Here is an 11,996-nt window from a genome sequence, read left to right as displayed (position 1 = left end):
AATGCTTTACGCCATACTTTGCTATAATCCCGAAGACGTCGTCAGTTCCTGGACCAAGGAGGAGGATGACGCTGTGATGGCGCGCCTTGCTGTCGTCCAGGAAGAGCTCACCAAGCAAGGACGTCTTGGGCCTGTCGCAAGACTTCTTCCGACCACTGCCGCAACCACCCTTCGCAAGGGCCGCGAAGACCCCCTCGTCATAGACGGGCCTTTTGCTGAAACCAAAGAACAACTCCTCGGATTTTACGTTGTCGATTGTGCTTCACTGGACGAGGCACTGGAAACGGCGCGTGACCTAGCCCGTGCGAACCCGGGAACCGGTTCCTATGAGATAAGGCCGATCGGGATATTCAGGCCAGGGTCGAGTTTCTCATGAGCGACGCAGGCTGGATCGATGCCGCGCTTACCGCCGCCCGTCCGCAGGCGGTCGGGGCGCTGCTTCGTTATTTCCGCAATCTCGATACGGCGGAGGAGGCGTTTCAGGAAGCCTGTCTTCGCGCGCTGAAGAGCTGGGCGAAGAATGGACCACCACGCGACCCCACGGCATGGCTCATTTTTGTCGGCCGTAACAGCGCTATCGATGTGGTGCGGCGTCAGGCAAAACAGCAGCCTCTACCGCCAGAGGAACTCTTGTCCGACCTTGAAGACGCAGAAACCGCTGTCGCGGAGAAGATTGACGGTTCCGATTACCGGGACGACATTTTGCGCCTGTTGTTCATTTGCTGTCATCCCGATCTTCCCGCTACGCAGCAAATCCCGCTGGCGCTCCGGATCGTGTCCGGCCTGTCGGTCCGGCAGATTGCCCGCGCCTTTCTCGTCAGCGAGAGCGCAATGGAACAGCGGATCACACGCGCCAAGAGTCGCATCGGGGCCGGTGAAATACCGTTCGAAACGCCCGGACCGATCGAACGGGCTGAACGGCTCGCCGCAGTCGCAGCTATGGTCTATCTGATCTTCAACGAAGGTTACTCGGCAGGCAGCAACGAAGCCGAAGCCCGTTCCCCATTGTGTGGTGAAGCAATCCGCCTGTCGCGGTTGCTCCTGCGAATCTTTCCGACCGAACCGGAGATCATGGGATTGACCGCGCTCCTCCTGCTGCAGAGTGCCCGTGCTGACGCCCGCTTCGATACCGAGGGCTCGGTGATATTGTTGGAGAATCAGGATCGTAGCCTCTGGAATCGCAGTATGATCAATGAAGGATTGGCACTGATCGACAAGGCCATGCGTCACCGGCAGCCTGGTCCCTATCAGATCCAGGCCGCAATCGCTGCGCTGCATGCACGGGCCATGCGCGCGGAAGATACGGATTGGACGGAGATCGACCTGCTTTATGCAGCGCTCGAACGGTTGACGCCCTCGCCTGTGATCACGCTCAATCGTGCCGTCGCCGTCGCGAAAGTGCGCGGTCCGGCCGAAGCGCTCGCACTGATCGAGCCGCTGGAGGAAAGGCTTTCAGGCTATTTCCACTTCTTCGGCGTCAAAGGCGGCCTGTTGATGAAGATCGGCCGCACCAACGAGGCCCGGGAAGCGTTCAACCGCGCGATCTCTCTCGCCAATACGGCAGCTGAAGCCGCCCATATCCGCATGCATCTCGATCGGCTTGCGCAAGACTGATTTTACCGACAGAACTAATTTTTTGACGCTCCTGTCGGATCGGCAGTCGTTCATCCGTCCTTGGTTCAGAGACGATCCCCGCACTTCGGTGGGGGCAGTTTTATGAACCATCGAGGAAGGAGAACACCATGACTGTCACGGACGAAAAAGCCGCAATTGCAGCTGTGATCGAGGACTGGTCGAAAGCGATCAGCAACAAAAAAGCCGCGCGCGCCCTGTCTTATCTCACCAACGATGTGGTCCAATTCACGCTCGCTCCACCCCTGCAATATCAGGGTAAGGGTGCTGAAGACCTGCAAGCTTGGTTCGATACATGGGAAGGGCCAATCGGTGCCGAAGCGCGGGATGTGGAGATCATAGCCGGCGGCGATGTAGCTTTCGTAAGAAGCCTTGTCCGCATGACCGGAAAGAAGGCCGATGGCGAGGAGCCGGACCTCTGGTTCCGCCAGACTCTCGGCCTGATCAAGCAAAATGACACGTGGAAGATCGCGCATGAGCATGCCTCCGTGCCTTTCTACATGGATGGCAGCTTCAAGGCTGCACTCGATCTGAAGCCGTAATCCCGGCGACGTCCTTGTTACGCTGTCCGCGCGGTGACGGAACTCCGTTCTTCTAAGCGCGCGAACTCACTTGTCCGGTCAACAATCCTTCAAAAGTAATTTTGCCGGTGGCTTTGTCACGTCCCTGTCATGAAACGCGGGATAAGAACGGCGTCAGATTCCCCCAAGACATATTGTCATAAGGACCAAGACTCTGAAATCACCAACTCTGACTGGTGCGCGCGGCGTCATTGCCGCCATTTCTTGTTGCAGCATTTCCGAAGGAACGCGACATGACGAATGAACTGATTCTCACGGGCGCCCGCGTCGTTCTTGACGATGCAATCATTCATGGTTCGGTGCAGATCGTTAACGGGACAATAGCCAGTGTCGACATGGGCCGTTCAGCGGTTTCGAGCTCCATCGACATGGGCGGCGATTATATTCTGGCTGGTCTGGTCGATGCGCACACCGATCATCTTGAAAAACATGTCTATCCGCGCGCTCACGTCAAATGGGACATGCTACGGGCCGTCATGGCACATGATTCGCAAATCATCGGCGGCGGTGTGACCACGGTTTTCGACTCGCTTTGCGTCGGCGCGACCATCAAGAATCCTGAACGCCGCGAGATACTGGGACCAATGATCGACGCTCTCGAATATGCGGGCGCGAAGGGCATGTTGCGGGCAGAGCATCTTGTGCATCTGCGGTGCGAGATCACCGACAATATGACGCCTGCGCTTATCGCCGAAAACATCGACCGGGATATTGTGCGCGTTGTTTCGATCATGGAACACATTCCAGGCAAGCGTCAAAGTCATGATGTATCGAACTATCTCGACCGGCGAATGAAAGAAACGGGCAAGGATCGCACGGCTGTCGAAGAAGAAACACGCGAACTGCTCGAAAGTCTGGAAGCAAGTTCAAGTGAAGTACGCCGTCTCGTAGTCGAATTTGCCAAGACACGCGGCTTGCCCATGTTCAGTCATGACGATCTGACTGTCGAGCATATCCGCATGGCGCATGCGGAAGGCGTCCGTGTTGCCGAATTTCCGGTCAGCATTGAAGCTGCGCGCGAAGCCCGAGCGCAATCCATGCTGATCGTGGCCGGTGCGCCGAATGTACTGCGCGGCGGTTCGCAATCGGGCAATGTCGCGGTCACCGAACTGCTGGGCGAGGGACTGGTAGACATCCTGACTTCGGATTATGTACCGCGTTCCATGCTCGATTGCGCTTTCATGCTGGCAAACAGGCCGGAATTCGACGTTGACTTGCCCGCGGCGGTCCGCATGATGACCAGCGTTCCCGCGCGAGTCTGCGGGCTCGATGACCGTGGGGAAATTCTGCCGGGCTTGCGCGCCGACCTCATTCGGGTTCATCTGGTGGACAATATCCCCGTCATCCGTTCGGTGTGGCGGCAAGGGCGGCTCGTCAACTAAAATGGAAAATTCATGACCGAAATGCTCGTCACCAACGCCCGGCTGGTTCTGGCGGATAATACCCTCGACGGGACCGTAGGCATTCAAGACGGACGGATCAACGATATCGGTGAAGGGTCCAGCTCTGTTGCCGATGCCATTGATTTTGAAGGCGATTTCCTCTTGCCGGGCTTTGTCGAACTCCACACCGACAACCTTGAAAAGCATTTGCAGCCGCGGCCCGGGGTCATGTGGCCGTCAAGTGCAGCATCGGTGATTGCACATGATGTACAGATTGCCGGTGCCGGTATTACCACCGTATTCGATGCTGTCTCTGTCGGAGAATATTCTTCCGCCAGTGCCCGCCGCCAGATGATCACAAGTACCGTGGAAACCGTTGCTAATGCGCGTGTACGTGAAGTACTTCGCAGCGAGCATCTGTTGCATCTGCGCTGTGAGCTGGCAGATTCGGCCGTGCTCGACATTTACGAACCGATTGCGGACAACCCTTACGTCAAGCTTGTCTCGTTGATGGATCACACACCAGGTCAGCGGCAATGGGCGGATCTCGCCAAATGGCGGCAGTTCAACCGCGACAAGAAATGGACGGATCTCGAATTCTATCAGATGGTTGAAGACAGAATTGCTGCGCAATCTCAATATGTTAGCCGCTATCGCACTGCAGTGATCGAGCTTGCCCGCCAGCACGGTACCGTGCTTGCCAGCCATGACGACACGACACCCGAGCACATCGACGAGGCGGTAAGCGACGGGATCGCCATATCCGAGTTCCCGACAAGTATAGATGCCGCAGCCCATGCCAACAGGCGCGGCATGAAAGTCGTCATGGGCGCACCCAATGTGGTACGCGGCGGGTCGCATTCAGGCAACGTCTCGGCGATTGATCTCGTGCGTCAGGATTTTCTTGACGGGCTTTCTTCCGACTATGTTCCCTCAAGCCTTATGCAATCGGTGTTTTTGCTGAATCAGAGCGAGGGAATCGATCTGGCGAAGGCAGTTTCGCTCGTTTCGGACAATCCGGCGCGTATGGTCGGCCTGGATGATCGTGGCGTTATTGAGATAGGCAAGCGCGCCGATTTCAGCAGAGTCCGGTTAATAGATGGCGTCCCGGTCATATTAAGCGTCTGGCGGGAAGGAAAGCGCGTCTCCTGACGCGCCAGTATTATCAAGTACTGTATTTCTCGACGAAGGCCTCGGCACTCAAAGCCCGCATATCGGGAAGAGTTTCGCCAAGCTTTTCATGGCTCCAGTCCCACCAAGCGAGAGAGATCAACTTCTCCGCAAGTATTTCCGGATGGCGGCGCTTGATGAACTTTGCCGGAACGCCGGCAACGATGGTATATGGCGCAACGTCCTTGGTCACCACGGCCGAAGAGCCGACGACCGCGCCATCTCCGATAGTAATACCCGGCATAATAACGGCGCCGTGCCCGATCCAGACATCATTACCAATATTGACCTGATGATCGCGGCGCCACTGAAAAAAATCGACGTCATCGCCAAGATCAAAACCGCATTGGCGCGAGCGATAACTATAATGATGCTGGCTGGCGCGCCACGTTGCGTGATTTCCCGGGTTGATGCGGGTAAAGGCGGCGATCGAGCAGAACTTGCCGATCTTTGCGTAAATGATCGACCCATCATGCACGATATAGCTGTAGTCACCGAATTCCGTTTCAGCGATGGCCGTGCGCGCGCCAACCTCGGTATATTGCCCCAGTGTGCTATCCCGCACGGTGGCGGTGGGGTGAATTATCGGGGCAATCCCCAGCATCTTTTCGCTCATTTTAGCGCCTCGTGTTGTCGCATAAATCGTTCGGTGGCTTTCTAAGCGTCGCATGCAACAACATTATGAATATATTGAACAATTCCTCGTCATCAGGACATATCGATCGGCGTCTTGTGCGCGGCGATATCGTGCGGAAGGGTCGTTTGCCGCTCGATCATGCGATGCACGCGCGGCTCCGTGAGGCCCCGGTGAAGGGCGCGGATTCGATCACCAATCGCGGCATCCGCCTGGGTTCTACGCAGATTGTGGCGCACATATTCGACCCAGGTCGGCGTATGATAGCTTTCTGTCCATATTTCCGGGTTTTCCAGGTCGCGCATCAGTGCCCAATGCCCTGCCCCATCACGAATGCGGACGCGCCGCCGCGCAGCCATAACCTCAAGGAATTCAGGCACATCGGCCTCCGCGATGACATAGTCTATCATGATAACGATAGGGCCGCTGCGCGGTTTAAGGTCCAATTTCAGCAGCGGTTCACTAAAGCGGTTCAGCGGATCGAGATTGAGCGTTTTAAACTCTGGCAAAGCATAGCGGAGGCCAATTGCCGCGCCGAACAACATAACTATACTTGAAGCGAGCAGTGCCCTGTCTGCGCCATACTCGCCCGCTGCAACACCCCATAACCAGCTGCCGCCAGCGATGCCGCCAAAGGTAGTTGTCTGATAAAGCGACAAGGCGCGACCGACGACCCAGCGCGGCGTCGAAAGCTGCACCGTCACGTTGAACAGCGAAAGCGCAAGCACCCAGCATGCACCAGCGAGCAGCAGTGCGGCGTTGGTCGGCCAAACATTGCTGCTGAGTGCAGTCATGCCTGCACTCGCGGCGAAGCCAATAAACGCAATGCGAACAATGGCTTCGCTCGACAAATATTCGCGCAGGCGCGCGCTGATCAACGCACCACAAATCGCCCCGATGCCGAAGGAGCCGAGCATGACGCCGTAAACCAAGGGTCCGCCGTGAACCAGATCGCGCGCCACCAGTGGTAAAAGGGCGAGGATGGCGCTGGCGGAAAGGCCGAAAACAAAGCTGCGGAAAATTACTTTTCCAATGTTCGGCGACATGGCGACGTAACGCAAACCGGCGGAAATCGCCCGCCCCAAAGTCTCGCGCGGCAAAGGATTCGGGTCATATTTTGGCTGCCAGCGGAACAGTGCATAGATCAGCGGAAGATAACTTATAGTATTGACCGCAAATGCAGCCGCGGCACCTGCAATAGCGACAATCACGCCGCCGATGGCCGGGCCGACGCTGCGGGTAATATTGAAGCCCATGCTGTTCAATGCGACCGCACTCGGCAAATCATCGCGCGGGACCATATCGCCGACGGAGGCCTGCCATGAAGGGTTGTTGAGCGCCGTTCCGCAACCGATGAGGAAAGTGAAGCACAGCAGCAGCCATGGCGTGATCAGGTTGAAGTGCGAAAACAGGGTCAGCAGGATCGATACGCCCAGCATGAAACATTGCGCGACAAGCATCACCCGGCGGCGGTTGAAATTGTCGGCAAGAGCTCCGGATACCAACGAAAACAACATGATAGGCAGCGCGATCGAAGCCTGCACCAGTGCCACCATATCGACGGAATCGGAGATGGTTGTCATCATCCAGGCCGCGCCGACGGACTGGATCAGGGAGCCGAAATTAGAGGAAAGACTGGCAAACCAGGTCCGGAAAATGTCATGTCTGAATGGTGCGAGTGGCGATGCCCGGTCTGTCACCTCGTCAACTTTCTTCTTTGGAAGACACTGGCGTTACTATCCCGTTATAAGCGAGACTGCACCGATTGCCAGTCGTCGAATTCCACCCACTCGCCAAATTGCGGGTTTCTCACAACTTGATACAATCAGAATAAACGCGCCGGTTGAGAATCTTGCCCCAGATTCGAGGTTTCTTGCATGAGAATCCGGCATTCGTATGTGAGAATCGCACAAAGGCGTCCGATATCTGCCCCTAAAACAGCTTCCGGGCACCGTGAGAATGGTAGATTTCGGCAATCCGGCGGCAGATTAATTGAACGAGCGTTTCTTTAATTTTTGGGCCCTTTCGCAACGATTCGGCCGTGCGAGCCAATTTGCCGTACTGGCGGGTACGGCGCTGGAATTTACCTGCCTCGCCGGAACAGAATCTCGCCCTTGCCCGACACGGCAACGTCGCCGCCAAACTTGCCGGGCCTCGTTCCAAGCAGCGGCTTGTCCATGATTTTTTCCTGGATGAGAAACCGGTCGAACACGGTGGAAAAAGCGACGTCCGTCTCACCACAATCGACGAAAGTCGGCGAGAGATTTTCCGGGCGGCGGTCAAGGAACAAGGAGCCGCGTTTCATCAGGTAACCAGGCATCGCACCAATGCGCCCGGTGACGACAATAGATCCGGCGATCATGCGGTAGCCGGCATAGTCACCGCAGCCCTTGAGGATAGCGACGATGCCGCGGCGCAATCGCTCGCCAGCATAATTTCCGGCCTTGCCGCGAACGATCAGCATACCGCCTTCCATGCCAGTGATTTCGCCAGCAAGCGGCCCGCCAAGATAGTCTCCCGCATTGCCCTTGATCTCGAGCCGGCCATCAATCATGCCGGAACCAGCATGATCGCCGGCACTGCCGTCGATAGCCAAGGACCCGCCGGACATTTTCCTGCCGGCCTCAATACCGACGTTGCCGATCACGCGAATGGCGCCACCACTCAACCCGGCACCGATCTTGTCGAAGCGCGCGCTACCACCCTCGAAAACAATGCTGTTTGTATCTTTGCCGGTTATCTTGAAAACATCGCCCACCGTAGCGGGATAGCGGCTTGTGCCAACGCGCAGTTTTGCGATCTGAACATCTGTCAGCCCGGTTAGCACAGGAGGCGTCAGAGCCGATAGGTCCAGACGTTCTTCCGGTTCGGCAAGGAGCGAGAAGGTCAGCGCTTTCATGGCAGCAGATCCTTCAGGTGGTAATGGAACTTGCCGAGCTTACCGCCGTAATTGCCGGCACTGATCCTAAGCGCGCCTCGCTTGGGGCCAAGTTCGACGACCGCTTTCAGCCCGGCCCGCATGGCGGCCGCCACAGCGTCGTTGGTTTCGCCATCAATGACAATCTCCAGCACCGCACTAACCTCCGGTGTCAGCGCACTGTTGACGACGCCGCGCAGCGTCGGCGCGAAAGCATCATTGGTCGAGGCCACCATGCCCTTATATTTGCCGCCGACTTTGGAGCCAGACCGGACCACGCCGCCCGGGAACGGCATGATCGCGCCCGGGACCTTTTCGATGGCGGCTACGGCGCGTTCCGCGGCGCGCAGTGCCTTGGCATTGTCGGCGGCGAGAAACAAAAGGTTGCCGCCGCCGACGGCGAGCTTGGTCAATCCTGTCGTCGCCTCGCACAGGAACTCGCCATCCATGACCGGCACGCGCCAATAATGCTTGCCGCCGAATTTCTTCGATATCTGCCAGCCATCGCCGAAATAGCGCAGCGCATTGCCGAGATCGAGCGGTGCCGTTCCTTCGAGATCGGCAAAACAGGCACTGCCGGGCGAGGTCAGCACACATTGGCCAAGGCGGTTCTTCAGCTGCTTCTGCAATTCATCCGTGCCCATGGCGAAGATCATGACGCGGCAGCCTGGCCGCCCGTCCGGCGTCTTTGATGCCGGCAGGTCCCTATCGATGGCCGCCTCGCAGCCGCAACCAATGACGGACGTCGCATAGCCAGTCATGGTGATAGCGGCCTGCCGCGCCCATTTCAGCGTCGGTGCAGTGATGATGATCGCGGTCGCGCGCATGCCGAAGGCTTCGGCGAACGTATCGTCGATGATGACGCCGTTGCGGGTCAGCTGTTGCATGAGACCTCCGCAAACGGTTCGTCCCGCTGGATGGCGGAATCGGGGAAAGTGAACCAGTCGAGCGACAGGCCGTAGCGCTCTTCATGATAGGTTTGCATGTGCTTGACCATTGCCTTGTCCGGCGGCGGGCTGAGCCGCAGCGTCTTGCCCCAGCGATAGTGGGTGACCTTGCCGTTCTTGACCACAAGGTCACCACTCTTGAAAACCAGAGCTGCCTCGCGGAACATCTTGGCGATGTCCTTGCCCTTGCGATAGACCGCGACATCGGCGATGGCCCCTGCCCCGAGGTGACCGCGATCCTTGAGGCCGAGGAGCTTGGCCGGTGCCGCACGCGTCATGATCGCAATCTCTTCGAAATTGTATTCGCGGCGGATGGAGGCGAGCGTCGTCAGGCCGAGCGCGGTGGCGTTGAGTTCTGTCGATTTCGCATCGCGTGCGCTGCTGCTCATCAACAGTTCGAACAATTCCGGATAGGCGGTGAAGGGCGCGCCATTCGGGTGGTCGGTGGTGAAGAACACCCGCCACGGATCGGTGATGAGCAGGAAAAGCTCAAGCCCGACGGCCCATTGCAACGAGCCGTAATAATCCTGCTTGTAACGATAGGGTACGATGCCGCCGCCGCCGTTGCCGTCGCCGTCCAAAATGACGGTCTTTTTAGGATTGGCATTGCCGATGGCCGAAAACTGCCGCATCACATCCGACGAGATCGTCACGGTTTGTCCGAACATCACCTGGCCGATATCGATGGTGACATCGGGGTTGGCGTTGACGGCTTCCGCCAGCCGCGCCGCCTCGGATGAGAATTTGCGCTTGCCTTCGGTGCCATAGCCATAGAATTGCAGATGAGCGAGATGCAACGGCACCCCTTCGCTCGCGGCGATTGTCGCGGCAGCCGTATCGGCGCTGCCGGCAATCCCGAGATTGTTGGCATGCACATGCAAGGGATGCGGCACGCCGAGGCGGGTTACCGAGGCCTGCAGCGACTTGACGATCTTGCGGGAGCTGACGCCATATTCCGGCACGGTATCATCCAGCGAAAAGGAACGGACATTCTCCTTGAAGGCGGCCGCCGCTCCGGCATTGATGACTTTCACGCCAAGAGCACGGGTTGAGCCGACCACCCATGCAACATAATCGTCGAGCATTGCCGAGGACTTGCCATTGCGAAGCAGTGACAGCGTGAAATCGTCATTGCCGAGGATAGCAAGCGTCGCTTTGTCGATGATTGGAATGTCGGCGAGTTCCAGGTGCGTATGCAGTGCCGTGTACGGCGCCATGGCAGGCTCTACCACGGTAGTGAAGCCCATTTGGGCGTAGAGCGTGCCGGTCTGGAAGGTCGACCAGCCGGCATTGGAAAGCGGCGTATTGGCTGGTCGCGGCTGATGCGCCCGGTGGTGTTCGGGCAGGAGCAGCCGCGCCGTGTTCACATTGCCGCCGCCGATATGCGAATGGATATCGATGGCGCCTGCCATGACGATGCAGCCCGAGACGTCGTGTGTTTCATCCGCCGTTTCGCCCTTGGGCACATCGGTGAGCAAGCCGTCCCTGATCCAGACGTCGCGCTTTGCTGTTGCGCCGTGGACGGGATCGACGACCTCTCCACCGGTAAGACGGATCAGCATGGCAAAGCCTTTCGACCCGGAAGTGCCTCCGCTAGTTGGCCTATGACGCTCGAGACACTCGGCAATTGCGAAGGCTGGGTGGCCTGCACCGCCCTGAATGTGCCGATGCGGCTCGAATAGCAAACGCCATCATGATCGATGCCGGCCCTTCCGACGGAAATGGTGACTTTCGCCCCCGAGGTTGGGGCATTGGTCTTGCTGAGAGATATCAGCGGGATCCTTCCCCCCTGGGGGGGATTTTCGCCGCCCCTCGTCGACATCCAGACATGAAGGTCCGCTTCCTTGTCGCGGATCATGCGCTGGATATCCCATCGCCCGGGGTCATAGCTTGGGAGGCTATTGGTGAAACCTGTTCGAGGCGGAAATCCTGTCATCCACAGGGAGGTGAGAGCCGTACCCCATGCGTCGTCATCGGCAGGCAGAAATACGCTGCTGGCGCGGCCTGTCTTGTTCAGATCGGCGACCAGGCCCTGGAGCATGATGAGGCCAGCCGCTTCGCCCGACGTGCCCGAGAAGACGAACACCGGGAATTGCGCCGTGGTCAGGGCTTTCTTGAAGCGGTCTATGTTCGTCAGGGAGGCCGCGATGCGGCGGCCCTGCAGCTCGGCGCGAAGGACGCCAAGCGCAGCACCCAGCGACAGGCCCTCGCCCAGAAGTGGCACGGCCCTCAATTTGCGGGCAAGCTTGCCGGCTTCACTCGTTTCGGTTCCATTGATGTGGAACCAGCTGCGCTTCTGCTTGTCACCGAGATCCGGCTGTGAATCCGCCCAGGCCTGCAGGAGTTCGTGATGCGCGGATGGGATTTCGCCGACGATAACGATCAGGCTGGAACGACGGCGCGCTTCTCCCGGCGTCGTGAACATACCGCCACTGTCGGTGAAAAGCGCGACTTCGGTGGCAAGCACCTTGCCCCTGGCGTGATCGTAAGCCCCACCTAACCGTTCTGCCAGCGCAATGGCACTGCGCGTACCATGCACATCCGCATCGAGGGTGAAAACTGGACAGCGGCTGGATGCCAGAAGCTTTGCAGCATTCCGAACAGCATCCGTCAAAGGTACCGGCTGGCTGCCAACCCATGCAACCGACATATTCCGCAACTTTCTGGTGCCAGCTTAAACTTAGCGACCTTTTTTTCGAATGTGAACCCTGTCGGTGTGCAAAAAAATTTTAG

11 protein-coding genes are annotated in these 11,996 nt (G+C 58.0%); 5 read left to right on the top strand and 6 right to left on the bottom strand.

Going from position 1 to position 11,996, the window contains the following annotated elements; all coding sequences use genetic code 11:
• Position 1: 1 nt before the first annotated feature.
• The 5 genes from ACSQ3H_RS24740 to ACSQ3H_RS24720 all read left to right on the top strand — a co-directional run bounded on the left by ACSQ3H_RS24740 (position 2) and on the right by ACSQ3H_RS24720 (position 4,747).
• Positions 2 to 376: a YciI family protein gene (locus ACSQ3H_RS24740; RefSeq protein ID WP_436119771.1), complete on the top strand. Its 375-nt coding sequence runs from the start codon at positions 2 to 4 to the stop codon at positions 374 to 376.
• On the top strand, positions 373 to 1,614 hold the full coding sequence (locus ACSQ3H_RS24735) for an RNA polymerase sigma factor (RefSeq protein WP_436119770.1): 1,242 nt from the start codon (positions 373 to 375) through the stop codon (positions 1,612 to 1,614). Before ACSQ3H_RS24740 ends, ACSQ3H_RS24735 begins: the two co-directional genes overlap by 4 nt.
• A gap of 128 nt (positions 1,615 to 1,742) precedes the next feature.
• Positions 1,743 to 2,174 carry a YybH family protein gene (locus ACSQ3H_RS24730; RefSeq protein WP_436119769.1) on the top strand — a complete coding sequence of 144 codons (432 nt, stop codon included), beginning with the start codon at positions 1,743 to 1,745 and terminating at the stop codon, positions 2,172 to 2,174.
• A 272-nt stretch (positions 2,175 to 2,446) separates the two neighbouring features.
• Entirely contained in the window at positions 2,447 to 3,595 is a 1,149-nt protein-coding gene (locus ACSQ3H_RS24725) for an alpha-D-ribose 1-methylphosphonate 5-triphosphate diphosphatase (protein ID WP_436119768.1), read from the top strand.
• Between the two features lie 12 nt (positions 3,596 to 3,607).
• On the top strand, positions 3,608 to 4,747 hold the full coding sequence (locus tag ACSQ3H_RS24720) for an alpha-D-ribose 1-methylphosphonate 5-triphosphate diphosphatase (protein ID WP_436119767.1): 1,140 nt from the start codon (positions 3,608 to 3,610) through the stop codon (positions 4,745 to 4,747).
• Between the two features lie 13 nt (positions 4,748 to 4,760).
• Here ACSQ3H_RS24720 and ACSQ3H_RS24715 read toward each other — a convergent pair whose 3' ends face one another.
• The 6 genes from ACSQ3H_RS24715 to ACSQ3H_RS24690 form a co-directional block, all read right to left on the bottom strand.
• The gene (locus tag ACSQ3H_RS24715; protein ID WP_436119766.1) at positions 4,761 to 5,381 is read right to left on the bottom strand and encodes a DapH/DapD/GlmU-related protein; all 621 of its coding nucleotides are present in this window, start codon (positions 5,379 to 5,381) and stop codon (positions 4,761 to 4,763) included.
• 92 nt (positions 5,382 to 5,473) lie between these two features.
• Entirely contained in the window at positions 5,474 to 7,099 is a 1,626-nt protein-coding gene (locus ACSQ3H_RS24710) for an MFS transporter (RefSeq protein WP_436119765.1), read from the bottom strand.
• Between the two features lie 383 nt (positions 7,100 to 7,482).
• Positions 7,483 to 8,298: a formylmethanofuran dehydrogenase subunit C gene (locus ACSQ3H_RS24705; RefSeq protein WP_436119764.1), complete on the bottom strand. Its 816-nt coding sequence runs from the start codon at positions 8,296 to 8,298 to the stop codon at positions 7,483 to 7,485.
• Complete coding sequence (gene fhcD, locus ACSQ3H_RS24700) at positions 8,295 to 9,203, bottom strand: formylmethanofuran--tetrahydromethanopterin N-formyltransferase (RefSeq protein ID WP_436119763.1); 909 nt, start codon at positions 9,201 to 9,203, stop codon at positions 8,295 to 8,297. Before fhcD ends, ACSQ3H_RS24705 begins: the two co-directional genes overlap by 4 nt.
• On the bottom strand, positions 9,191 to 10,825 hold the full coding sequence (locus ACSQ3H_RS24695) for a formylmethanofuran dehydrogenase subunit A (protein ID WP_436119762.1): 1,635 nt from the start codon (positions 10,823 to 10,825) through the stop codon (positions 9,191 to 9,193). Before ACSQ3H_RS24695 ends, fhcD begins: the two co-directional genes overlap by 13 nt.
• Entirely contained in the window at positions 10,819 to 11,913 is a 1,095-nt protein-coding gene (locus ACSQ3H_RS24690) for a tungsten formylmethanofuran dehydrogenase (protein WP_436119761.1), read from the bottom strand. The genes ACSQ3H_RS24695 and ACSQ3H_RS24690 overlap by 7 nt, the downstream gene beginning before the upstream one ends.
• Positions 11,914 to 11,996: the final 83 nt, after the last annotated feature.

The sequence above is a fragment of the Phyllobacterium sp. LjRoot231 genome, from assembly GCF_964253365.1.
Classification (GTDB): Bacteria; Pseudomonadota; Alphaproteobacteria; order Rhizobiales; family Rhizobiaceae; genus Phyllobacterium.
This window is presented reverse-complemented; position numbering and strand designations above follow the sequence as displayed.